The 22,283-nt window shown below is 67.3% G+C and carries 23 protein-coding genes; 4 read left to right on the top strand and 19 right to left on the bottom strand.

Features of this window, described 5'->3' with window-relative positions:
• The first annotated feature begins 116 nt into the window (after positions 1-116).
• Positions 117-1,325, top strand: coding sequence for a sterol desaturase family protein (locus ISN75_RS16430; protein ID WP_167257884.1), 1,209 nt, complete (start codon positions 117-119; stop codon positions 1,323-1,325).
• Between the two features lie 7 nt (positions 1,326-1,332).
• Here ISN75_RS16430 and ISN75_RS16435 read toward each other — a convergent pair whose 3' ends face one another.
• The 3 genes from ISN75_RS16435 to ISN75_RS16445 all read right to left on the bottom strand — a co-directional run bounded on the left by ISN75_RS16435 (position 1,333) and on the right by ISN75_RS16445 (position 7,985).
• Positions 1,333-5,199 (bottom strand): YhdP family protein, encoded by a 3,867-nt coding sequence (locus ISN75_RS16435; RefSeq protein ID WP_343820710.1) that lies wholly within the window; start codon positions 5,197-5,199, stop codon positions 1,333-1,335.
• 24 nt (positions 5,200-5,223) lie between these two features.
• Complete coding sequence (gene rng / locus ISN75_RS16440) at positions 5,224-6,714, bottom strand: ribonuclease G (RefSeq protein ID WP_167257888.1); 1,491 nt, start codon at positions 6,712-6,714, stop codon at positions 5,224-5,226.
• 164 nt (positions 6,715-6,878) lie between these two features.
• Positions 6,879-7,985 (bottom strand): mechanosensitive ion channel family protein, encoded by a 1,107-nt coding sequence (locus tag ISN75_RS16445; RefSeq protein ID WP_168649573.1) that lies wholly within the window; start codon positions 7,983-7,985, stop codon positions 6,879-6,881.
• Between the two features lie 110 nt (positions 7,986-8,095).
• Between ISN75_RS16445 and ISN75_RS16450 the strand changes: the two genes are divergently transcribed.
• Together ISN75_RS16450 and ISN75_RS16455 are read left to right on the top strand one after the other, a co-directional pair.
• The gene (locus ISN75_RS16450) at positions 8,096-8,632 is read left to right on the top strand and encodes a mismatch-specific DNA-glycosylase (RefSeq protein ID WP_343820712.1); all 537 of its coding nucleotides are present in this window, start codon (positions 8,096-8,098) and stop codon (positions 8,630-8,632) included.
• A gap of 32 nt (positions 8,633-8,664) precedes the next feature.
• Positions 8,665-9,015, top strand: a complete 351-nt coding sequence (locus tag ISN75_RS16455) for a GFA family protein (RefSeq protein WP_343820714.1) — start codon at positions 8,665-8,667, stop codon at positions 9,013-9,015.
• A 176-nt stretch (positions 9,016-9,191) separates the two neighbouring features.
• Here the strand turns inward: ISN75_RS16455 and ISN75_RS16460 are convergent, their stop codons facing one another.
• Both ISN75_RS16460 and ISN75_RS16465 read right to left on the bottom strand, forming a co-directional pair.
• Positions 9,192-10,481, bottom strand: a complete 1,290-nt coding sequence (locus ISN75_RS16460) for a c-type cytochrome (protein ID WP_343820715.1) — start codon at positions 10,479-10,481, stop codon at positions 9,192-9,194.
• Positions 10,478-11,233 (bottom strand): c-type cytochrome, encoded by a 756-nt coding sequence (locus ISN75_RS16465; protein ID WP_343820717.1) that lies wholly within the window; start codon positions 11,231-11,233, stop codon positions 10,478-10,480. Before ISN75_RS16465 ends, ISN75_RS16460 begins: the two co-directional genes overlap by 4 nt.
• Positions 11,234-11,325: 92 nt before the next feature.
• On the opposite strand from ISN75_RS16465, the gene ISN75_RS16470 reads away from it, so the two are divergent.
• Positions 11,326-12,933 (top strand): amidase, encoded by a 1,608-nt coding sequence (locus ISN75_RS16470; RefSeq protein ID WP_423385084.1) that lies wholly within the window; start codon positions 11,326-11,328, stop codon positions 12,931-12,933.
• A 70-nt stretch (positions 12,934-13,003) separates the two neighbouring features.
• Here ISN75_RS16470 and ISN75_RS16475 read toward each other — a convergent pair whose 3' ends face one another.
• From ISN75_RS16475 to rpsH, 14 genes are all read right to left on the bottom strand, one after another.
• The gene (locus tag ISN75_RS16475; protein WP_343820718.1) at positions 13,004-14,371 is read right to left on the bottom strand and encodes a class II 3-deoxy-7-phosphoheptulonate synthase; all 1,368 of its coding nucleotides are present in this window, start codon (positions 14,369-14,371) and stop codon (positions 13,004-13,006) included.
• A gap of 22 nt (positions 14,372-14,393) precedes the next feature.
• Positions 14,394-14,897, bottom strand: a complete 504-nt coding sequence (locus tag ISN75_RS16480) for a disulfide bond formation protein B (protein ID WP_167257905.1) — start codon at positions 14,895-14,897, stop codon at positions 14,394-14,396.
• A gap of 191 nt (positions 14,898-15,088) precedes the next feature.
• Positions 15,089-15,472 (bottom strand): 50S ribosomal protein L17, encoded by a 384-nt coding sequence (rplQ, locus tag ISN75_RS16485; RefSeq protein ID WP_167257907.1) that lies wholly within the window; start codon positions 15,470-15,472, stop codon positions 15,089-15,091.
• Between the two features lie 235 nt (positions 15,473-15,707).
• Positions 15,708-16,706, bottom strand: a complete 999-nt coding sequence (locus ISN75_RS16490) for a DNA-directed RNA polymerase subunit alpha (protein ID WP_167257909.1) — start codon at positions 16,704-16,706, stop codon at positions 15,708-15,710.
• A 15-nt stretch (positions 16,707-16,721) separates the two neighbouring features.
• Positions 16,722-17,348 (bottom strand): 30S ribosomal protein S4, encoded by a 627-nt coding sequence (rpsD, locus tag ISN75_RS16495; protein WP_026635853.1) that lies wholly within the window; start codon positions 17,346-17,348, stop codon positions 16,722-16,724.
• 13 nt (positions 17,349-17,361) lie between these two features.
• Positions 17,362-17,748: a 30S ribosomal protein S11 gene (gene rpsK / locus ISN75_RS16500; protein WP_007513384.1), complete on the bottom strand. Its 387-nt coding sequence runs from the start codon at positions 17,746-17,748 to the stop codon at positions 17,362-17,364.
• A 12-nt stretch (positions 17,749-17,760) separates the two neighbouring features.
• Positions 17,761-18,117 carry a 30S ribosomal protein S13 gene (gene rpsM / locus ISN75_RS16505; RefSeq protein WP_167257911.1) on the bottom strand — a complete coding sequence of 119 codons (357 nt, stop codon included), beginning with the start codon at positions 18,115-18,117 and terminating at the stop codon, positions 17,761-17,763.
• 135 nt (positions 18,118-18,252) lie between these two features.
• Positions 18,253-19,578, bottom strand: coding sequence for a preprotein translocase subunit SecY (gene secY / locus ISN75_RS16510; RefSeq protein WP_167257913.1), 1,326 nt, complete (start codon positions 19,576-19,578; stop codon positions 18,253-18,255).
• Positions 19,579-19,582: 4 nt separating this feature from the next.
• Entirely contained in the window at positions 19,583-20,014 is a 432-nt protein-coding gene (rplO, locus tag ISN75_RS16515; protein ID WP_167257915.1) for a 50S ribosomal protein L15, read from the bottom strand.
• Between the two features lie 5 nt (positions 20,015-20,019).
• A complete protein-coding gene (gene rpmD / locus ISN75_RS16520; RefSeq protein WP_026635849.1) occupies positions 20,020-20,208 on the bottom strand; it encodes a 50S ribosomal protein L30 in 189 nt (62 codons plus the stop codon).
• A complete protein-coding gene (gene rpsE, locus ISN75_RS16525; RefSeq protein ID WP_167257917.1) occupies positions 20,201-20,710 on the bottom strand; it encodes a 30S ribosomal protein S5 in 510 nt (169 codons plus the stop codon). The genes rpmD and rpsE overlap by 8 nt, the downstream gene beginning before the upstream one ends.
• A gap of 113 nt (positions 20,711-20,823) precedes the next feature.
• Positions 20,824-21,177, bottom strand: a complete 354-nt coding sequence (gene rplR / locus ISN75_RS16530) for a 50S ribosomal protein L18 (protein ID WP_026635847.1) — start codon at positions 21,175-21,177, stop codon at positions 20,824-20,826.
• 44 nt (positions 21,178-21,221) lie between these two features.
• Entirely contained in the window at positions 21,222-21,749 is a 528-nt protein-coding gene (rplF, locus tag ISN75_RS16535) for a 50S ribosomal protein L6 (protein ID WP_167257919.1), read from the bottom strand.
• Between the two features lie 10 nt (positions 21,750-21,759).
• Complete coding sequence (gene rpsH, locus ISN75_RS16540; protein ID WP_167257921.1) at positions 21,760-22,155, bottom strand: 30S ribosomal protein S8; 396 nt, start codon at positions 22,153-22,155, stop codon at positions 21,760-21,762.
• Between the last annotated feature and the right edge of the window lie 128 nt (positions 22,156-22,283).

Below are 22,283 nucleotides of genomic sequence, written 5' to 3' on the forward strand. Positions count from 1 at the left end.
TAGCAAGTGGGGGCCGCCGCCACGCGTTTAAAGCCGTTGTGGAGCGGCACGCCCCCGCCCGGCTACCATGCTCCAGGCTGGCCGGAACCGCCGGCGCCCCACGTGAAGGACCACCGATGAGCGACACCTCCAAACGCGAGCTGGCCCAGAAGGTCATCGACCGCACCGTCAAGGCACCACTCGAAGACACCCGCGAACTGCTGCACCGCGACGGCGAGCTGAAGCCCGGCCTGGGCAAGATCAGCAGCGTGCTCGCGCTGTCGCTCGGCGTGCTCAGCCTGCTCGGCGTACTGGCTTTCCATTTCCCGCAGTACCTGACCACGCCGGACCTGCGCCACAAGTATTCGGTCGACCTGCTGCGCCAGCTGCTGCTGGCCGCGCTGCTGATCGCCGGCGGCATCTCGCTCGGCAATGTCATTCTCGGGCGCCTGCGCAATATCAATATCGTCGCGTTCGCGCTGGTGGTGGCCGCCACCGCGATGGGCGGCTCGCGCGTGCCGGTGGGCAATTTTCCGGATCACACGCCGTATATCGGGCTGGACTGGTTCATCCTCGACCTGCTCGGCTCCACCCTGATCTTCGTGGTGATCGAGAAACTGTTCCCGCTGTACAAGGGCCAGTCGCTGTTCCGCAAGGAATGGCAGACGGACCTCAAGCATTTCGCGGTGAATCATTTCATCGTGGGGCTGGCGCTGCTGGTGGTGAACTTCCTGCTGCACCATCTGTTCGGCTGGCTGGTCAGCAGCGGTTTCCAGCAGACGGTGCGCGACATCGCCTTCGTGCCGCAGCTGCTGCTGTGCATCCTGGTGGCGGACCTGGCGCAGTACTGGACGCACCGCGCGTATCACGAGGTGCCGTTCCTGTGGCGCTTCCACGCGGTGCACCACAGCGTGAAGACCATGGACTGGCTGGCCGGCTCGCGCCAGCACATGCTGGAGCTGATCTTCACCCGCGTCTGCGTGCTGGCGCCGCTGTACATCCTGGGCTTCAGCGAAGGCGTGATGAATGCCTACATCATCGTGGTCGGCTTCCAGGCGGTGTTCAACCACGCCAACGTGCACCTGCCGTGGGGCCCGCTGAAGTACGTGGTGGTGACGCCGGATTTCCACCACTGGCACCACGCCTCCGACGACGAGGCGATCGACAAGAACTACGCGGCGCACTACGCCTTCCTCGACTACGTGTTCGGCACGGCGGTGAAGTCGACGAAGAAATTCCCGGAGAAGTACGGCGTGGTCGGCGACTACATGCCGGACGGCTTCGTGCGCCAGCAGCTGTTCCCGTTCCGCGGCAGCACCAGGCCGGTGGAGCCGGGCGAGTCCTGAAACCGCTTCAGCGCGCCGCGCTGCTCGCCGGCGCGGGCACCGGCACCGGCGCGGCGGGTGCCGGCGCCGCCGCCGCGGCTTCGGCGGCGGAGAGGTTCTTCTTCTCCACCAGCGAAATATCCGGTTTATCCCAGCTGCCGCCGATGTGATAGCGCGCGCTGGCCACGCGGTTGAGGCCGCGCCCCAGCAGGCCCTGCGCGACGAAGCCCGCGGCCGCGCCCAGCGGACCGGCCACTACCGCGCCGACGATCGGCAGGCTGTTGCCCACATGCGGAATCACCAGCGCCTGCTGGTCGTAGTCCTTGCTGCGCAGGCCGGTGCGGCCCTTGATGGTGATCTCCACCGCCGGGCCGCGCATGGCCAGGTTGTTGGTGGTGGCATTGCCGCCGGCCAGCGCGAAGTCGCCGGTGATCGAATCGAAGGCCAGGCCTTTGCCGAACACGTCGCCGAAATCCAGCGTGAGGCGGCGCGGCAGTTCCACCAGCGAGACCAGGCCGAACAGGCGGCCGACGCCGGGCGCCACTTCGGGAATGCTGCCGTCGGTGACCTGCATGCTCAGCTTGCCGTCCATATTGGCCAGCTCCATCGCCGAGGGTGCGCCGGGCCAGGTGGCGTCCAGGTGCGCGCGCGTCTTGCCGCCGTTGAACATGCCGGCGAAACCGAAGGCGCCGAGCATGTCGCCGAGGTTCTCGGCGGCGAAGTCGATGCGCAGATGGCTGTGGCTGTTGCTGGCGGTGCCTTCCCAGTCGCCGCTGGCATTGATCTGCACGCTGCGCGACAACGCGCGCAGCTGGTCGATATGCATGCCGCGGTCGGTCGGCCAGGTTTCCAGGCGCGCCTCGCCCAGCTTGGATTCACCGAAGCGCAGATCACCGACCCACAGGTGAAATGGCGGCAGCGCGGACGGCGTGATGCCGGTGTTGGCGGGATCGGTTTTCGGCTGGTCGCCGGGGTTGTTCTTGTTGTCGCCGGACTGGCTATTGGTCTTGGGCCAGTACAAGCGCTGCAGCCGCGCCGTGACGCCGCGTTTATCGAGATCGGCGGTGGGCACGACAAAGCGGCCGACGATATCCGCGCTGTCCACGTCCACGTTCAGCTGGCCGCCTTCCGGCGCCGCCTGGATGCGCATGGACGGAAACGCGTGGCCGAACACTTCGGCCTGGTCCGCGCTGACGTCGATGCTCTCCAGCCCCGGGCCGCCGCTGCTGCCGGCCGCGGCGCGCTGCACCCAGCCGGTGACGTCCATGCGCGCGGCGCGGCCGCGCACGCGGATGCCCTTGTCGGGCACGGTGTCGGGCATGCGCGTGCCGAAGTTGAAGGTGGCGGCGAGCGGACGCTTGTCGTCGGGCAGGCGGAAGCGCTGGCGCATCGCCTGGCCCAGCGCGATCTGCAGGTCGCCGCCCGACACCGGCAGGGTCAGCGCCAGATGCGTCGGCAGGCTGCCGTCGGCGGATTTCTTCAGCGGCGCCGGCAGGTCCAGCGCCATGCCGGCGAAATTGGTGTCCAGCGTGAGCAGCTGCGCGCTGCTGGCCACGGTGTCCTGGCGCACGATGTCGAAGCCGACGGTGGTGTCGCTGCGGCCGCTGGCCACGTCCTTCAGCCAGTCGAGCTGGGACAGCCCCTGCACCAGCTCGGCCATGCCGTAGCGGCCGCTGAGGCGCGCGGAGAACTCGGTGTCCGGCTTCCCGGTGGCGGCGGCGATGGCGATGTCCAGCTTGGACGGCTGGCCGCGGAAGACGGCGTCCAGCGGCCCGCCGTGGAAGCCGTGCGCATCGAAGGTGGCCGGGCCGCTGATGTTGTCGAGCTTGAGGTTCCAGTCCGGCGCATTGAGGTCGACGTCCTTCAGCTCGGCCGTGCCATTGAGGAAGAAGTCCTTCGAGTCCTTCATCGGCAGCGACAGATGGAAATCGAAGCTGCCGGCGCCGCCCAGGCTCAGCTTGTTCAGCGCATCGGCCTGGCGGCTGCCGATCGGGCTGTGCTTGACGAAATCGAGCAGGCTGGCGCCGCTGCCGGAGCCATGCACGTTGAGGTCCAGCACGGTGTGGGCGAGATCGGGAATCAGCGCCACCGCGCGTTCGGCCTTGACCCCCAGCGACTGCCCGTCGCTGGCCTCCACCAGCATGCTGTTGTTGACGAAGCTGGCCACCGCGTTGATGCCTTCGGCACGCGGCCAGTTCTTGCCGTAGTCCAGGTTCAGCCCGCTGATTTCGGCGCGCGCTTCGAAGCGGCCTTCGTTGGCATGGAAAGGCCAGTCCTTGAGGTCGCCGCGCACCAGCAGGTCGCTGCGTTCGATCTTGCCGGAGACCAGCGCGCGGTCCAGCCATTCGATTGCCTGCGGCGACATCGAGTCGGTCGGCCAGAACAGCTTGGCGGCCTCCATGTCGGCGTGGTCGAGCACGGCGTACAGGTCCAGGAATGGACGTCCGCCGGCGTCGGGCAGGCGGATCTCGCCGCGCGCATGGCCGCCGAAGCCTTCGCCCTCGAAGTCCAGCGGCTCGATACCCAGATGCCAGTCGCCGTCCTCGTGCCAGGCCGCGAAGCTGCCGGCCAGGTGCGGCAGCACGAACGGCTTGCGGAAGGTATGCGGGAAGCGCAGCACGGTGGACTGCGCGGGCAGCTCGATGGCCAGCGCGCCGGCGTCGCCGCGCAGGGTGCCGTCGAGGTGATCGATGCCGGGCAGCTTGCCCGCCGCGTCGATGCCCAAGCCGCTGAAGCCGACCGTGGCGCTGGCCAGGCCGTCGGCGCGCGTCCAGCGCAGCGCCACGTTGCCCAGCTTGCCGCGCGGCTTGCCGGTGCCCAGCCATTGCGCCATGCCGGGCGAGAGTTCGGGTTTGAGCGCCGCCCACGGCGCCAGCGCACTGAGCTGCAGGTCGCGCGCGGCGATCAGCGCCTCGTCGGCATGGCCGTCGCTGCCGTTGCGCACATCCAGCGCCAGCGCGCCGCCGTCGTCCGCGCCCCAGCGCACGTGCAGGCCCTGGTCGGTCTTGTGCAGGTCGCCCAGCGCATGCAGCGAGGCGACGCGGGCCTGGCGGCCTTGCGGGTTGGTCAGCGCCAGACCGCCCAGATCCACGCGGGTGAGGTTGCGCACCACTTTCGCGTCGCGCCAGTCCAGCCAGCTGGAAAAGCTGCCGCTGCCGCTGTCGACCGTATAGCCGCCCATATCCACGCCGGCGGTAAAGGCGCGCAGGTCCATCTTGCTGCCGCTGATCCACAGGCGGCCGTCGGCGCCGTCCTCGCGGAAATTGCCGGCGCCGCGCAGCTCGCCCGCCACGCCTTCGCGCTGCAGGATCGCGCCCACGCGCACGCGGCCGCCCTGGCGGCTGGCGCGCAATTGCCTGGCCAGCAGCGCGTAGTGCTTGCCGGTGGTTTCGTCGGCGATGTCCAGGCGCAGGTCGCGCAGCCACAGCTCCACCGAGAGCCGGCCGAAGGAAGGGTTCTGCCGTTCGCCGCCGCCGGCCACGCCGATGCCGTTGACGTGCCAGCTGCCGTCCTTGCCGCGCGCCAGGTCCAGCTGCATGCCGCGCACGCGCAGGTTGACCAGGTGGCGCGAGGGCATCAGCCAGCCGCCCAGGTCCAGTTTCAGCTCGGTCTCCGGGATGCTCAGCGGACTCTCGCCCGGCCCCGCCGCCACCACCGTATTGCGCATCACGAACAAGGGGCCGGACGGCTCCCAGCGCCCTTCCAGCGAACTGAACGAGACCGGCCGCTCCAGCAGCTTGCCCAGCTGCGCGGCCACCCATTGCGGATGGCTGGCCAGGGTCGGCAGCAGCAGCTGGATCAGCCCGGCCAGCACCGCCAGGCTGATCAGGGCCACGCCCAGGATCCAGCCCAGGGCGCGGGCGATCCGGTGCAGGTGGCGCGCGGCAATGTTCACTGCGGGCTCTCGCCGCGCAGCGAACTAGAGGAGAACGACATCGAACTGTTCCTGCGAATAATGCTCTTCGGCCTGGAAGCGTATGCTTTTGGAGATGAACTCCTCCAATTCGGCCACGGCCACGGACTCCTCTTCGAGGATGCGGCCGACCACCTTCGGGCTGGCCATTACCAGCAGCTTCTCGGCATTGAACTGGCGCACCGCGCGGGTGATCTCGCGGAAGATCTCGTAGGTCACCGTCTCGGCGGTCTTCACCGTGCCGCGGCCGCCGCAGGCGGGGCACGGCTCGCACAGCTGGCGTTCCAGGCTTTCGGTGGTGCGCTTGCGCGTCATCTCCACCAGGCCCAGCGCGGACATCGGATACACCGTGGTCTTGGCGTGGTCGCGCAGCAGGCCTTTTTCCAGCATGCGCAGCACCTGGCGCTTGTGTTCCTCGTCGGTCATATCGATGAAGTCGATGATGATGATGCCGCCGAGGTTGCGCAGGCGCAGCTGGCGCGCGGCCGCCTGGGCGGCTTCGAGGTTGGTGCGGTAGACCGTTTCCTCGAGGTTGCGCGTGCCCAGGTAGCCGCCGGTGTTGACGTCGATCGTGGTCATCGCCTCGGTCTGGTCGACGATGAGGTAGCCGCCGGATTTCAGCGGCACTTCCTTGCGCAGCGCGCGCTGGATTTCGTCTTCCACGCCGTAGAGGTCGAAGATCGGACGCTCGCCGGAATAATGCTCGACGCGGTCGTCCAGGCTCGGCATGAACTTGTGCACGAACTTCACGACCTTCTCGTAGGTCTCGCGCGAATCCACGCGCACCTTCTCGATGTCGTCGTTGAGCATGTCGCGCAGGCTGCGCAGCGGCAGCGAGAGTTCCTCGTACACGCGCTCGCCGACCTTGGCCTTGGCGATGTTCTCCTGCACCACGCGCCAGACCTTGCCCAGGTAGGTGACGTCGAAGGCCAGCGACTCGGCGGTCTGCTCCTCGGCGTTGGTGCGCACGATGTAGCCGAGCGGGTTTTCGCCGATCAGCGAGGTCATCACCTCTTTCAGGCGCTGGCGCTCGGCCTCGTCCTCGATGCGCGCGGAAATGCCCAGGGTGCGCGCATGCGGCAGCAGCACCAGGTAGCGCGAGGGAATCGACAGGTGGGTGGACAGCCGGGCGCCCTTGGTGCCGATCGGGTCCTTCACCACCTGCACCACGATTTCCTGCCCCTCGTGCACCAGCTCGCTGATGGACGGGGTATGGCCGTTGCCGGCCGGCACCGCCACCGCCTCGCCCTCGGCGGCCACCGGCAGCGGCGGGCGCACGATGTCGGAGGCATGCAGGAAGGCCGCGCGCTCCAGGCCGATATCCACGAACACCGCCTGCATGCCGGGCATCACGCGCTGCACGCGGCCCTTGTAGACATTGCCCACGTAGCCGCGGCGGGAGGCTCGCTCGACATGCACTTCCTGCAGCATGCCGTTCTCGACCACGCCGACGCGGGTTTCGCGCGGCGTCACATTGATCAGAATCTCTTCACTCACCGAACACTCCCCTCTCGGAGGGTCTTTATAGCGGCTGGGCGGACGGGCGTCGATGCGCCCGTGCGCGGGCCGCGAACCCGTTCGCGCCGTGGCCGGCGCCTCCTGGCTTGAGACAGGCTCGGCGGCTGCGGGTTTCATCAGCCGCGCCCGGTTCGGGGCCTTCGTCAGCCCGGCGCCGGGCCACGGGCCGGTGCGGCGGGCTCGTCCTCGTGGCCGGCGCGCCAGTCGATCCGGGTCAGCGGCAGGCAGTCCGGGTATTCGCGCCGGATGAAGGCGATCAGGCCCTCGCGGATGCGGCAGCGCAGGTCCCAGCCCTGGCCGGAGTCGGCCGAGCTGACCAGGGCGCGCAGCTGCATGGCGCGCTCGCCGGCCTCCACCACCTGCAGCACGCAGACGCGCCGGTCCCATTCCCGGGTCTCGCGGCACAGCCGTTCCAGCTCGGCGCGCAGCGGGTCGAGCGGCAGGCGGTAATCCACCCACAGGAACACCGTGCCGATCAGCTGGGCGCTGCGCCGGGTCCAGTTCTCGAACGGGTTCTCGATAAACCAGTTCAGCGGCACCACCAGCCGGCGCTCGTCCCAGATGCGCACCACCACGTAGGTGCCGGTGATCTCCTCGATGCGGCCCCATTCGCCCTTCACGATCACCACGTCGTCCAGTCGGATCGGCTGGGCCAGGGCGATCTGCAGGCCGGCGATGAGGTTGCTCAGCACCGGCTTGGCCGCGATGCCCAGCGCCAGCCCCGCCAGGCCGGCCGAGGCCAGCAGGCTGGCGCCGAACTGGCGCACGCCGGGAATCGTCATCAGCACCGCGGCCAGGCCAGCCAGGATGAACAGCACCATGGTCGAGCGGCTCAGCACGCGCACCTGGGTGACCACGCTGCGGGCGCGCAGGTTGTCGGCCAGGTCCACCGGATGCAGGCGGATGACCAGGTCTTCCAGCGCGCCGATGCAGCGCACCACCAGCCAGGTGGTGGTGGCGATCAGCGCCACCAGCAGCAGGTGGCGGACGTCGCCCATGAAGCGCAGCGACTCCACGTCCGGCGTGACGCGCAGCGCCACCGCCACGGTGAGCAGCGGCACCAGCCATTCCATCGGCGCATTGGCGCGGCTGACCATGCCGTAGGCGGCGGGGTGCCGGCGCGACAGCCGCCGCAGCACCGCGCGCGCCACGCGGCGCAGCACGAAGGCGAGCGCCAGCGCGATGGCCACCGTGATGCCGAGGCGGCCGAGCGGATGGTCGTTCCAGAAACTGGCGAGATCGATGGCCATACGTCGCGGGGGAGGCGTAGGGGATACAACGACGCCCTACCGTGCCGCAGGGGATGTCCAGATTCCGTGGTCGATCGATGAACGCGCGGCGCCCCGTTACAGTGCGCGTCATGCCCGCCACTCCCCGCCCGCTCGCCGCCGCGCCGGCGCATATCCTTCCCGACGTGCTGCGCCCTGGCCTGGCCCTGGTGTTCTGCGGCACCGCGGCGGGCAAGCGCTCGGCGGCCGAGCAGGCCTATTACGCGCATCCCGGCAACATGTTCTGGCGCGCATTGCACGCCTGCGGCCTGACGCCGCGCCTGCTGCGGCCGGCCGAGTATCCGCAGCTGCCGGATTACGGCGTGGGCCTGACCGACGTAGCCAAGCTGCACTCAGGCAACGACGACGAACTGCCGCGCGACGCCTTCGACGCCCCGGCCCTGCACGCCAAGATCGAACGCTACGCCCCTGCCCTGCTCGCCTTCACCAGCAAGGCCGCCGCGCGCGCGGCGCTGGGCCGCGCGGCCGATTACGGCCCGCAGCCGGAGCGCATCGGCGCGACGCGTTTGTTCGTGCTGCCCTCGCCATCCGGGCAGGCGCGCGGGCATTGGGACCTGGCGCCATGGCTGGCGCTGGCGGACGTTGTCCGCCGCAGCCGCGGCGCGTAGGGTTGCGCCTCACCCGGCAAGGAGGACTCCCCATGCTCAAAGGCAGCTGCCACTGCGGCGCGATCACCCTGGAAGTCGACCGCGCCGATCTGCCGGAGCAGGCGATGGAATGCAATTGCTCGCACTGCAGCCGCAAGGGTTACCTGCTGTGGTTCGTGCCGCGCGAGCAGGTCCAGGTCCACGGCGGCGAAGACCAGCTCGGCGTGTATCGCTTCAACAAGCACGTGATCGCCCATCACTTCTGCAGGCAGTGCGGTTGCGCGCCGTTTGCGCTGGGGACGATGCCGGATGGGAAGTTGATGACGGCGGTGAATGTGCGGTGTCTGGAGGGTGTCGATCTGACGGCAATCAAGCGCGTGCCGGTGGACGGGCGCAGTTTCTAAACGCTCGTCATCCCGGCGCAGGCCGGGATCCAGTAGCGACGCGCTACATGGAAAGCGAAAAGGCCGGGAGCTTCTGCCTTTCGCGACAAGCGAGCGGTGACGTCACTGGATCCCGGCCTGCGCCGGGATGACGAAGTAGTAGAAGTTGCGGCAGATTGAATAGGCGCAGCGCGCCATCAATCGATCGGCGTATGCCGGTACTTGATCACGTCGCGCTCCTGCACCAGCGGCGCGTCGTTCCCCCACGACTGGCGGATGTAGGTGACCACCGCCGCCACGTCGCTGTCGTTGAGCTGCTGCGCGAACGGCGGCATCGAATACGGGCGCGGGTTGCCCTGCGTCGCCGGCGCGAAGCCGCCGAGCAGCACCACGCGGATCGCATTGATGCCGGTCGGCTCGTTCACCGAAGAATTCCCGCGCAGCGGCGGATACACGCCGGCCACGCCCTCGCCCTGCCTGCCGTGGCAATCGGCGCAGCGTTCGGCATAGACCTTGGCGCCCTGGTCGAGGATCGGCTTGGTATCCAGCGGTGAAGGCTGGTACGACACGCGCGGACGCGCCGGCAGCGACTGCAGATACGTGGCGACCGCTTTCAGGTCCGCCTCGTTCATATGCTGGGTGCTGCGCGCCACCACTTCGGCCATCGGTCCGAACGCGGTGCCCTTGGCGGACTGGCCGGTCTTCAGCAGGTCGACGATGTCCTGCGCGCTCCAGCCGGCGAGGCCACCGTTGGCCTGCGTGCTGAGATCCGGCGCGTACCAGTTCTGCACCGGGATCTGGCCGCCGGACAGCGACTGGTCGCTGCGCATGCCGCCGAAGGCATCGCGCTCGACGTGGCATTCGTTGCAGTGGCCCAGGCCCTGCACCAGGTAGGCGCCGCGGTTCCACTCCGGCGACTTGGTGTCGTCCGCCACGTATTCGCCTTCGCGGAAATACAGCGCGCGCCAGGCCTTCAGCGTGTTGCGCACGTTGTAGGGAAAACCGAGGCCCGGCTGCTTCGCCGCCTGGTGGACCGGCGCCAGCGATTGCAGATAGGCAAAGATGGCCAGCGCGTCGTCGCGCGACACCTTGGTGTACGAGGTGTACGGGAAGGCCGGATACAGGAACTGCCCGTTGCGGTCGACGCCGTTGTGCAGCGCCTGGCGGAACGCCTCGAAGCTCCACTCGCCCAGGCCCGTCTCGCGGTCCGGCGTGAGGTTGGGCGCGGGGATGTCGCCGAACGGCGTGCCCACCACGCGCCCGCCGGCAAAGCGCGCGCCGCCCTGCCCGGTATGGCAGGAGGCGCAGTCGCCGACCAGGGTGAGGTAGGCGCCCTTGGCGATCAGCGCCGGGTCCTTGAGCGCGGCGGCATCCACCTGGCTGGCCGAGCGCGGCACCGACGGCTGGCCGCCGCGCAGGAACAGCCAGCCGGCCACGCCCAGGCCGGCCAGCACGACGACGGCAAAACCGATGCGGAAGATCTTCATGGCCTGGCCTCCGCGCTCAGCACGCCGCAATGCAGCGGCGGCGTGATCGAACCGGCCGGCTGCGCATGCATGTCCGCCGGCAGCTCGCGGCCGGCCAGCCAGGCCGAGACCGCGCTGATGTCGTCCACGCTCAGGCGGTTGGCGATCTCGGCCATGCAGTCCGGCGCCACGGTGGCGCGCGTCCTGGTGCGCCAGGAACCGAGCTGCGAACTGAGGTAGTCGTATGGCAGGCCGACCAGGCCGGGCACGTCCGGCTGCACGCCGGTGAGCTGGGTGCCGTGGCAGGCGGCGCAGGGCGGAATCTGGCGCGACGGGTCGCCCTTGGTGGCCAGTTCCTCGCCGCGCTTGAGGGCATCCGGCGCGATGCGCGGCATCGGCGAGCGCGCGTAGGGCACCTCCTGCGCGGCGAAATATTCGGCGATCTCGCGCATGTAAGCCGGGGTGAGGTAGCGCGTGGTGTATTCCATCGGACCGTACTTGCGCAGGCCGTCCTGGAAGTCCTTGAGCTGGCGCGCCAGATAGCCGGCGGGCTTGCCGGCCAGGCGCGGGAAGAAGCCGCTATCCGGCGTGCCTTCGCCGCGCTCGCCATGGCAGGCAGTGCAGCTGGCGATGCGCTGCTTGAGCGTGTCCGGCACGTGCGGCGGGTCGTTGGCCGCCGCCTGGGCGTGCACGGCGCCGGCCAAGGCGATGGCGGCGATCAGCAGGACGGCGGAGCACACACGCCTGGCCTGGCACAGCTGGGCTCTGTTCATGCGCCGATTATAGGCGCCGCCCTTCCTCGCTCCGTGGTCGAAGCCGCTAAGCTGCCGCTTCGCGACATCATGCCGCGCCCAGGAGACACGCCGTGACTCGTTTGCCGCTTTCGCTCTCGTTTGCCGCGCTGCTGCTTGCCAGTACTGCCCTGCCCGCCCAATCGGCGGATCCCGCTTTGGCCTGGGCTTCGATCAAGGATCTGCACCAGCGCATGGATGCCGGCCAGCTGCGCAGCGAAGCACTGGCGCAGCTGTTTCTCGAACGCATCCAGCGCATCGACCGCGACGGCCCGGCGCTGCGCTCGGTGCTGGAAACCAATCCGGATGCGCTCAAGCTCGCCGCGCGGATCGACAAGCAGAAATCCAAGGGCGCGCTGCGCGGCATCCCGGTGCTGCTGAAGGACAACATCGATACCGGCGACCGCATGCTCACCACCGCCGGCTCGCTCGCCCTGGCCGACGCGCCGCCGGCGCCGCGCGACGCCGGCCTGGTGGCGCGGCTGCGCAAGAGCGGCGCGCTGATCCTGGGCAAGACCAATTTGAGCGAGTGGGCGAACATGCGTTCCAGCCACGCCAGCAGCGGCTGGAGCGCGCGCGGCGGGCAGACGCGCAATCCCTATGTGCTGGATCGCAATCCCTGCGGCTCCAGCGCGGGCTCCGGCGCGGCGGTCGCGGCGGGCCTGGCCACCGCGGCGATCGGTTCGGAAACCGATGGCTCGATCATCTGCCCCGCCGCGGCGAACGGCATCGTCGGCATCAAGCCGACCGTGGGCCTGGTCAGCCGCAGCGGCATCGTCCCGATCAGCCATAACCAGGACACCGCCGGCCCGATGGCGCGCAACGTTGCCGATGCGGCGGCGGTGCTGGGCGCGATCGCCGGCAGCGATCCGCGCGATCCCGCCACGGCGGAGGCGGACAAGCACGCCACCGACTACACGCGCTTTCTCGACCCCAACGGCCTGAAGGGCAAGCGCATCGGCGTGGTGCGCGGGCTGGCCGGCGCGGAGCCGAATGCCGACCGCATCCTGGAACAATCGATCGCCCTGATGAAAGCGCAAGGCGCGGTGATCGTCGATCCGGTGGAACTGCCGCATCTGAAGGAACTGGGCGATCCGGAACTCACCGTGCTGCTGTACGACCTCAAGCACGATATGCAGGCGTATCTGGCCACGCGCCGCGGCACGCCGATGAAGACGCTGGCCGACCTGATCGCCTTCAATAAGCGCGAAGCCGAACGCGAGATGCCGTGGTTCGGGCAGGAGCTGTTCGAGCAGGCGCAGGCGAAGGGGCCGCTGACCGACAAGGATTACGTGGAAGCGCAGGCCAAGGCGAAGCGTTTCGCGGGACCGGAAGGCATCGACGCCGCGCTGGCCAAGGATCACCTCGATGCGCTGCTGGCGCCGTCTTGGGGTCCGACCTTCGTGACCGATCCGGTGCTGGGCGATCACGTGGTGAGCGGCGACCCGACCGTGGGCGGCGCCTCGCAGCCGGCGGCGGTGGCGGGTTATCCGTCGATCACGGTGCCGGCGGGCTTTGCCCATGAGCTGCCGGTGGGCATCGTGTTCTTCGGCGCGAAGTGGAGCGAGCCGGCCTTGATCACGATTGCGTACGGCTTCGAGCAGCATGCGCAGGCGTGGCGGGCGCCGAAGTTCCTGGATACCGTGGGTGGGAAGCCGGTGGTGGCCGATACGGCGCCCTGAAGCGCGCTATTTCGCTTAGATAAAAAAGGGGCGCTGAAGAGCGCCCCTTTTTATTGCGGCACCGATGGAATCAGACCGTCTTTTGCGACTTCCGCACGATCAGCATCGCCAGCTCCAGCGACTGCTCGTAGTTGAGGCGCGGATCGACCATCGACTTGTAGGCGCGATCCAGATCCGCCTCGCTCAGGTCCCGCGCACCGCCCATGCATTCGGTGACGTCCTCGCCGGTCAGCTCCAGATGCACGCCGCCGAGGCGCGTGCCCGCCGCCGCATGGATATCGAAAGCCTGATCCAGCTCGCCGCGGATATTGTCGAAGCGGCGCGTCTTGTAGCCGTTGGAGGTGCTCTCGGTATTGCCGTGCATCGGATCGGCCACCCACAGCACGCGGCGGCCGGCGCGCTTCACCGCGTCGAGCAGCGGGGGCAGCGCCTTGGCGATCTGCGCGTTGCCCATGCGGTGGATGAGGGTGAGGCGGCCGGGTTCGTCGTCGGAGTTGAGCGCGTCGATCAGCGGCAGCAGCTGGTCCGGCGTCACCGACGGCCCGACCTTCACCGCGATCGGATTGCGGATGCCGCGGAAATATTCCACGTGCGCGCCGTCGAGCGCGGCGGTGCGCATGCCGATCCACGGGAAATGCGTGGAGAGATTGAACCAGCCCTGGTGGCGCGGCACCTGGCGCGTCAGCGCTTCTTCGTAGTGCAGCAGCAGCGCTTCGTGCGAGGTGAAGAAGTCGACGCGGGTGAAGCCGGCGATCGGACCGGCCAGGGTTTCCATGAAGCGCAGCGAGTCGCCGATGCCGGCAACCATGCGGCGGTACTCGGCGGCCAGCGGCGAGTGTTCCACCCAGGCCAGGTCCCAGTATTCCGGGTGATGCAGGTCGGCGAAGCCGCCGTCGATCAGCGCGCGCACGAAGTTCATGGTCAGCGCGGAATGCGCGTGCGCCTGGATCAGGCGCTGCGGATCGGCGCGCCGCGCGGCGGGGGTGAATTCGGGGCTGTTGACCAGGTCGCCGCGGAAGCTGGGCAGGGTCACGCCATCGCGCGTTTCCATGTCGGCCGAACGCGGCTTGGCGTACTGGCCGGCGAAGCGGCCCACGCGCAGCACGGGCATGCGCAGCCCGTGCACCAGCACCAGGCTCATCTGCAGCAGCACCTTGAGCCGGTTGGAGATCACCGGGCTGGTGCAGTCGGCGAAACTCTCCGCGCAATCGCCGCCCTGCAGCAGGAAGCGCTGGCCTTCCTGTGCTTCGGCCAATGCCTGCTTGAGCGCGAGCACCTCCCACGAGGTGACCAGCGGCGGCAGGCTGGCGAGATGCCGCGTGGCCTGGGCCAGCTCGCCGGCGTTCTCGTACAGCGGCTGCTGCAGCGCCGTGCGCTGCTGCCAGGAATCGGGAGCCCACGTGGTCGGCACGGTGGACAGCTGGATATCGGCGTTCATGGACTGCGTTTCCTCTCGAACCTCAGCGTTGGACGCGGCGGGTGGCGGCGATCACCACCAGCGCCAGTAGCGCCACGTACCAGAACAGCGTCCAGGCCGGCATCGGCAGGCCGAGGATGGGTTCGACCTTGGCGCATTCGCCGGAGCCGGTGAACACCATCTTCAGCACCTTGGCCATGGGGAACGCGTCCATCATGTAGCCGAGGTTGGGGCCGCAGGCGGGGATCTGGTCTGCCGGCAGGGTCTGGATCCACAGATGGCGCGCCGCGGTGGCGATGCCCCCGATGGCGCCGAGGATCGCACCCGCCGCATAGACCCAGCGCACGCCCTTGCTGCGGGGGCCGTGGACGGCGCCGATCAGAAAGAATACGCCCATCACCATGAAGGCGATGCGCTGGAAGATGCACAGCGGACAGGGCTCCATGTGCAGCCCGTATTCGGCATACAGCGCGAAGGCGAGCAGGCCGGCGCAGATCAGGAAGCCGACGAGGAAAGAGGTGCGGTACGACCAGCGGAGTGGGTTCATGGCCAGCGGGCTGTTGCGGTGCGGAACGGCGACATTACCCGCTCGCCATGGCGCTGTCAGCACGCTTTCGGCCTATGCGCACGCATAAATTGCGCGGCGTTTTTACGCGGGTACCGGCCAGGGAACCCAAAAGAAAAACCCCGGTCGGATACCGACCGGGGTTTTAGGTGTTGCTCAGCCTGGAGCCGGAATTACTCGGCGTCGACGGCTTCGGTACGCGGACGATCCACCAGCTCGACATAAGCCATCGGGGCGTTGTCGCCCGGACGGAAGCCGCACTTGAGGATGCGCAGGTAGCCGCCCGGACGCTGGCTGTAGCGCGGGCCGATCTGCACGAACAGCTTGCCCACGGCTTCCTTATCGCGCAGGCGCGAGAAAGCGAGGCGGCGGTTGGCGACGCCGTCGGTCTTGGCGAGCGTGATGAGCGGCTCGGCGACGCGGCGCAGTTCCTTGGCCTTCGGCAGGGTGGTGCGGATCAGCTCGTGCTTGATCAGCGAGGCGGCCATGTTGCGGAACATGGCTTCGCGGTGGCTGCTCGTGCGGTTGAGCTTGCGACCGGATTTCTGGTGGCGCATGACGTTTACTCTCTATGTCTGTTGTTATGAAAAACCGGTCGGAATGACCGGCTTCCCGCGGTTACCCGCTTTTGGAGCCTTGTTGGTTCGGGCTCTTCTTAAGAGACGGGCCAGGACTGGCCGCTTCTGGTGCCCGGCGGATGCGCATGGCGCTCCGCCGGGGCTTGGGTACTGCAGGCGATCAAAGGGGACCGCCAAACACACTGATCAGATCGGACTGATCAAATCAGGCTGATCAACCCAGCTGCATGCCGTGCGACAGGCCCGGCGGCGGCCAGTTTTCGAGCTTCATGCCCAGGGCCAGGCCACGACCGCCAAGGACGTCCTTGATCTCGGTCAGCGACTTCTTACCCAGGTTCGGCGTCTTCAGCAGCTCGACCTCGGTCTTCTGCACCAGGTCGCCGATGTAGTAGATGCTCTCGGCCTTCAGGCAGTTCGCCGAACGCACGGTGAGCTCCAGATCGTCGATCGGACGCAGCAGCAGCGGGTCGAAACCGCCCTTCTCGGCCTTGTCGGTGGCGCTCTCGCGACGCGAGAAGTCACCAAACACGGACAGCTGGTCGTTGAGGATCTCGGCGGCCTTGCGGACCGCGTCTTCCGCACCGATGGTGCCGTTGGTCTCGATGTCCAGCACGAGCTTGTCGAGGTTGGTGCGCTGCTCGACACGAGCGGCGTCCACTTCGTAAGCCACGCGCAGCACCGGCGCGAACGAGGCATCCAGCTGCAGGCGGCCGATCGGACGAGCTTCCTCGTCCGGATGCTGGCGCGAGCTGGCCGGCTGGTAGCCGACGCCGCGACGCACCTTCAGGCGCATGTTGAGCGAGATGTCCTTGGTCAGGTGGCAGATCACGTGCTCGGGATTCACGATTTCGACCGTGTGGTCGACCGTGATGTCGCCGGCGGTGACCACGCCCTTGCCCTTCTTGGCCAGGGTCAGCGTGACCTCGTCGCCGGTGTGCTGGCGAATGGCCACTTCCTTGAGGTTGAGCAGGACTTCGATCACGTCCTCCTGCAGACCCTCGAGGGTGGTGTACTCATGAAGCACGCCGTCGATCTCGACCTCGACGATGGCGCTGCCGGGGATCGAGGAGAGCAACACGCGGCGCAGCGCGTTGCCCAGGGTGTGGCCGAAACCACGCTCGAGCGGCTCGACCACGACCTTGGCGCGGTTCGGGGCGAGCTGCTCGACGCTGAGGCCGCGAGGCCGCAGCACGCTAGTTGACGAAACTGCCATGCAGGGCTCCGGTAATTACTTCGAGTAAAGCTCGACGATCAGGCTTTCATTGATGTCGGACGGCAGATCACCACGATCCGGCACAGCCTTGAAGGTGCCTTCGAACTTCTTGGCGTCCACTTCGACCCACTGCGGACGCAGGTCCATGGTGTCGAACACGGTCGCCGCTTCCTGCACGCGCAGCTGGGTGCGCGCACGCTCGGTCAGCGCGACCTGGTCGCCCGGACGGACCTGGTAGGACGGAATGTTGACCTTCTTGCCGTTGACCAGCACAGCCTTGTGGCTGACCAGCTGGCGGGCCTGGGCGCGGGTGACCGCGAAACCCATGCGGTAAACGACGTTGTCCAGACGGCTTTCCAGCAGGCGCAGCAGGTTCTCGCCGGTGTTGCCCTTGAGGGTCGACGCCTTGCTGTAGTAGTTGCTGAACTGACGCTCAAGCACACCATAGATGCGCTTGACCTTCTGCTTCTCACGCAGCTGCAGGGCGTAGTCCGACATGCGCATGCGCTTGTTGGCGCCATGCTGGCCGGGCTTGTTCTCCAGCTTGCACTTGGAGTCGATCGCGCGCGCCGGGGACTTCAGGCTCAGGTCCGAACCCTCACGACGCGCGAGTTTGCAGGTAGCTCCACGATAACGTGCCATGGTCTATAGCTCCTTAGACGCGACGCTTCTTGGGGGGACGGCAGCCGTTATGCGGAATCGGCGTGACGTCGATGATGTTCAGGACCTTGTAGCCCAGCGCGTTCAGCGAACGCACGGCCGACTCGCGGCCCGGGCCGGGGCCCTTGATACGCACTTCCACCGTCTTCACGCCGTAGTCGCCAGCAGCGCGGCCGGCCTTCTCGGCGGCCACCTGGGCAGCGAACGGGGTGGACTTGCGGGAGCCGCGGAAACCCGCGCCGCCGGCAGTCGCCCACGACAGGGCGTTGCCCTGGCGATCGGTGATGGTGACGATGGTGTTGTTGAAGGAGGCCTGCACGTGGGCCACGGCATCCGTGACAACGCGCTTGATCTTCTTCTTGGTCTTGACGGGCTTAGCCATGATAGGAATCCGTTACTTCTTGATCGCGCGGCGCGGACCCTTGCGGGTACGGGCGTTGGTACGCGTGCGCTGGCCGCGCACCGGCAAGCCACGGCGATGACGCAGGCCGCGGTAGCAACCCAGGTCCATCAAGCGCTTGATGGCGATACCGACTTCACGGCGCAGGTCGCCTTCGACGACGTACTTGCCGATTTCCTGGCGGAGCTTCTCCACCTCGCCCTCGCTGAGGGACTTGATCGGCGTGGTGGGAACCACGCCAGCGTCCGCGCAGACCTTCTTGGCCCGGCTGCGGCCGATGCCGTAAATGCTCTGCAGGCCAACCCACACATGCTTGTGGACCGGCAAATTGACACCCGCGATGCGCGCCATGATGTACTTTCTCCGATGCGTTTCGTGCGCGGTAAACGCGCAATTCTAACCTGAATTATCCCGACAGGAAAGCCCTGCGGCCCCTAGGTGCCGCCGCTCTCCGATTTAGGCCCCTACTCCGTCGCCCCAGCAGCCTCAGTTGCGGCGGAGATTGGCCTTCTTGAGCAGACTTTCATATTGGTGACTGACCAGATGCGCCTGCACCTGAGCAGTGAAGTCCATCACCACGACCACGACGATCAGCAGAGAGGTGCCGCCGAAGTAGAACGGAACGTGCCAAGCCTTTTGCATGAACGACGGCACCAGACAGACCAGCACCAGGTACAACGCGCCGACGCCGGTGAGGCGGGTCATCACGTTGTCGATGTAGTCGGCCGTCGAACGACCCGGACGGATGCCTGGAATGAGCGCACCCGACCGCTTGAGGTTGTCGGCGGTTTCCTGGGAATTGAACACGATCGCCGTATAGAAGAAGGCGAAGGTGATGACCAGGACCGCAAACACGATGTCATACAGCGGCTCGCCCGGCGTCAGCGCCTGGGTGAGCTCCTGCAGCCAGCGCGACTGGTTGCCGGCGGTGAACCAGGTGGCAGCCGTGGCCGGGAACATCAGCAGGCTGGAGGCGAAGATCGGGGGGATCACGCCAGCCATGTTGATCTTCAGCGGCAGGTGCGAGGTCTGGTTCATGTAGGCCCGCTGCCCACCGGAACGCCTTGCGTAGTTCACGGTGATCTGCCGTTGGGCACGCTCCATGAACACCACGAAGGCCGTCACGGCCAGGATCAGGCCCACCACCATGATCATGCGGATCACGCTGAGCTCGCCGTTGCTGGCCATGCCCAGGGTGTGCGCCACCGCACCGGGCAGGCCCGCCACGATGCCGGCGAAGATCAGCAGCGAAATGCCGTTGCCGATGCCGCGCTCGGTGATCTGCTCGCCCAGCCACATCAGGAACATGGTGCCGGCCGTGAGACCGACCACCGAAGCCATGATGAAGCCCATGCCCGGCGTATAGACCACCGGCGCGCCGCCGTTGGCGACCTGCTTCTGCAGGGCCACCGCGATGCCGAAGGCCTGGAAGGCCGCGAGGCCGACCGTGCCGAAGCGGGTGTACGTGGTCATCTTGCGACGACCCGACTCGCCTTCCTTGCGCAGCGCCTGCAGGCTCGGAATGACCGCGCCCATCATCTGCACCACGATGGATGCCGAGATGTACGGCACCACGCCGAGCGCGAACACCGAGAAGCGGGCCAGCGAGCCGCCCGAGAACATGTTGAACATGTTCATCAGGCCGCCGCCCGATTCAATCAGGCTGGTCATCGCTTCCGGGTTGACGCCCGGAACGGGAATGAACGAACCGAGGCGAAAAACGATCAGCGCACCAATCACGAAGAAGATGCGCTGACGCAGTTCGGTCAGCTTGCCGAGCGATCCGAGCGAAGGGCCCTTGGCTGCCGCCACGTGATTACTCCACGCTGCCGCCGGCAGCCTCGATGGCTGCCTTGGCGCCGGCCGTGGCGAGCACGCCCGACAGCTTGACCGCGCGGCCGATCTCGCCCTTGGCGACGACCTTGACCTTCTTGGCGTTGCTGTCGATCAGGCCGGCCTGGTGCAGGACGACCACGTCGATCACGTCAGCCTTGAGGTTGGCCAGCTGATACAGGAACACTTCCTGGCTCTCGGCCTTCTTCTTCGAACGGAAGCCGACCTTCGGCAGGCGACGCTGCAGCGGCATCTGGCCGCCCTCGAAGCCATACTTGTGGGTGCCGCCAGCGCGGGCGTGCTGACCCTTGTGGCCGCGGCCGGCGGTCTTGCCCAGGCCCGAACCGATGCCGCGACCCACGCGAAGGCGGGTCTTGCGGGCGCCGGCGGCCGGCTTGATGTCATTCAGACGCATGATGCTTACTCCTCGACCCGGACCAGGTAGTAGACCGTGTTGATCAGACCACGCACCTGCGGGCTGTCCTTCAGTTCACGGACGTCGTTGAGCTTGTTCAGGCCGAGCGCCTTGACGCTCAGGCGATGACGGCTCTGCACGCCGCGCAGGCCCTTGACCAGGCGGACGCGGACGGTCTTTTCGTTGTTAGCCATTGCCCAGCACCTCTTCAACGGTCTTGCCGCGCTTGGCAGCGATCTGCTTCGGCGAGGCGACGGCCTGCAGGCCCTTGATGGTGGCGCGCACCAGGTTGATCGGATTGCGCGAGCCGACGGCCTTGGCCAGCACGTTCTTGACGCCGACCACTTCCAGCACGGCGCGCATGGCGCCGCCGGCGATCACGCCGGTACCTTCGGAAGCCGGCTGCATGAACACGCGGGCCGCACCGTGGTTGGCCTTCACGGCGTACCACAGCGTGCCGTTGTTGAGGTCAACGGCGACCATGTTGCGGCGGGCGCGTTCCATGGCCTTGGAGATGGCGACCGGCACTTCGCGCGCCTTGCCATAGCCGAAGCCCACGCGGCCTTCGCCGTCGCCCACCACGGTCAGCGCGGTGAAGCTCATCTGGCGGCCACCCTTCACGGTCTTGGCCACGCGGTTGACGGCGATCAGCTTCTCGAGCAGGCCGTCTGAATTTTCGCGATCGGTAGAAGACATATTCTTTTCCGTCATGCCCGGAAGATCCGGGACTTTTGCTTGCGGCTGGGCCGCTTGGAGTTGTAGGTACAGCTGATGGGGCAGGCGCTACGCAGAGCCCTGCCCCTTGGTGCTTAGAACTTCAGGCCGGCTTCGCGCGCCGCATCGGCCAGAGCCTTGATGCGACCGTGATAGCGGAAACCCGAACGGTCGAACGCCACGGCTTCGATACCGGCGGCCTTGGCGCGCTCGGCGATCGCCTTGCCTACGGCAGTGGCGGCTTCGATGTTCTTGGTGCCCTTCAGGCCTTCGGCGATCGACTTCTGCACCGTCGAGGCAGCGGCAACCACGTTCTTGCCCGAGGCGTCGAACACCTGGGCATAGAGGTGCTGGCCGGTGCGATGCACGGACAGGCGGGCCACGCCCAGCTTGCGGATGTGCGAGCGGGTGGACTTGGCGCGACGCAGGCGGGATTCGTTCTTGTTCATCGTGTTCTCTCCAGGAAGCGGATAGGCACGCGCTTTTCAGCGCCTTAGGCCTTCTTGGCTTCCTTCAGGGTGATCTTCTCGCCGGCATAGCGCACGCCCTTGCCCTTGTACGGCTCCGGCGGACGATAGCCACGGATCTTGGCGGCCACTTCGCCCACGAGCTGCTTGTCCGAACCCTTGATCAGGATTTCGGTCTGCGTCGGGGTCTCCAGCGTGATGCCTTCCGGAGCGTTGAACACGACCGGATGGGAGAAGCCCAGGCTCAGGTTCAGCGCCTTGCCCTGCATGGCGGCACGGTAACCGACGCCGACCAGCTCGAGCTTGCGCTCGTAGCCGTCCGACACGCCCTTGACCATGTTGGCCAGCAGCGCACGCGCGGTGCCGCCGAACTTGTGGTCCGCGCCCTCGGCCAGCACGATGCTCACGTTGCCGTTATCGACGGCCACGGACACGCCCGGCAGGTTGTGCGTGGACAGGGTGCCCTTCGGGCCCTTGACGGAGATGCCTTCAGCGCCAGCCTTCAGCTCGACGCCCTTGGGCAGATTGATGATCTTCTTGGCTACACGGGACATCGTCGGCTCCTTAGGCGACCTGGCCGATGACTTCACCGCCGAGGCCCTTGGCGCGAGCCTGGGCATCGGTCAGCAGACCGGCGGACGTCGAGATGATCGAGATACCCAGGCCACCCAGGACCTTCGGCAGCTGGTCCTTGCCGCGGTACACGCGGAGGCCCGAGCGGCTGACGCGGGAAATGCTCTCGATGGCCGGGCGGCCCTCGAAATACTTGAGCTTGATCTCGAGCACCGGCTTGCCTTCCTGCGAGGAAGTCTTGGCGTCGAGGATGTAGCCCTCGTTCTTGAGAAGGTTGGCGATGGCCACCTTCAGCTTCGACGACGGCACGCTGACAGCCTGCTTGCCCGTAGCCTGGGCATTGCGGATGCGCGTAAACAGATCGGCGATGGGATCAGTCATGCTCATGAAAAACATCCTTCAGAGTGCACCGATATCCGATAAAACCGGAAATCAATATTGAGTTGTAAGCCGGCATAGGCGCCGGTCTGCTTTGCGCAGACTGTCGACTATATCAGCTCTTTTCCGGTTTTGCG

It is taken from the genome of Dyella marensis (genome assembly GCF_049532885.1).
Classification (GTDB): Bacteria; Pseudomonadota; Gammaproteobacteria; order Xanthomonadales; family Rhodanobacteraceae; genus Dyella_D; species Dyella_D marensis.

Coding starts and splice junctions, on each gene's coding strand:
- rplQ (WP_167257907.1), bottom strand. CDS start 15,472: ATGCGCCACCAGAAATCCGGTCGCAAGCTCAACCGCACGAGCAGCCAC.
- rpsE (WP_167257917.1), bottom strand. CDS start 20,710: ATGTCTTCTACCGATCGCGAAAATTCAGACGGCCTGCTCGAGAAGCTG.
- ISN75_RS16460 (WP_343820715.1), bottom strand. CDS start 10,481: ATGAAGATCTTCCGCATCGGTTTTGCCGTCGTCGTGCTGGCCGGCCTG.
- rpsH (WP_167257921.1), bottom strand. CDS start 22,155: ATGAGCATGACTGATCCCATCGCCGATCTGTTTACGCGCATCCGCAAT.
- rplF (WP_167257919.1), bottom strand. CDS start 21,749: ATGTCCCGTGTAGCCAAGAAGATCATCAATCTGCCCAAGGGCGTCGAG.
- rpmD (WP_026635849.1), bottom strand. CDS start 20,208: ATGGCTAACAACGAAAAGACCGTCCGCGTCCGCCTGGTCAAGGGCCTG.
- ISN75_RS16450 (WP_343820712.1), top strand. CDS start 8,096: ATGCCCGCCACTCCCCGCCCGCTCGCCGCCGCGCCGGCGCATATCCTT.
- rplR (WP_026635847.1), bottom strand. CDS start 21,177: ATGAACAAGAACGAATCCCGCCTGCGTCGCGCCAAGTCCACCCGCTCG.
- ISN75_RS16445 (WP_168649573.1), bottom strand. CDS start 7,985: ATGGCCATCGATCTCGCCAGTTTCTGGAACGACCATCCGCTCGGCCGC.
- rplO (WP_167257915.1), bottom strand. CDS start 20,014: ATGCGTCTGAATGACATCAAGCCGGCCGCCGGCGCCCGCAAGACCCGC.
- rpsD (WP_026635853.1), bottom strand. CDS start 17,348: ATGGCACGTTATCGTGGAGCTACCTGCAAACTCGCGCGTCGTGAGGGT.
- ISN75_RS16490 (WP_167257909.1), bottom strand. CDS start 16,706: ATGGCAGTTTCGTCAACTAGCGTGCTGCGGCCTCGCGGCCTCAGCGTC.
- ISN75_RS16455 (WP_343820714.1), top strand. CDS start 8,665: ATGCTCAAAGGCAGCTGCCACTGCGGCGCGATCACCCTGGAAGTCGAC.
- rpsK (WP_007513384.1), bottom strand. CDS start 17,748: ATGGCTAAGCCCGTCAAGACCAAGAAGAAGATCAAGCGCGTTGTCACG.
- rpsM (WP_167257911.1), bottom strand. CDS start 18,117: ATGGCGCGCATCGCGGGTGTCAATTTGCCGGTCCACAAGCATGTGTGG.
- ISN75_RS16430 (WP_167257884.1), top strand. CDS start 117: ATGAGCGACACCTCCAAACGCGAGCTGGCCCAGAAGGTCATCGACCGC.
- ISN75_RS16480 (WP_167257905.1), bottom strand. CDS start 14,897: ATGAACCCACTCCGCTGGTCGTACCGCACCTCTTTCCTCGTCGGCTTC.
- ISN75_RS16465 (WP_343820717.1), bottom strand. CDS start 11,233: ATGAACAGAGCCCAGCTGTGCCAGGCCAGGCGTGTGTGCTCCGCCGTC.
- ISN75_RS16475 (WP_343820718.1), bottom strand. CDS start 14,371: ATGAACGCCGATATCCAGCTGTCCACCGTGCCGACCACGTGGGCTCCC.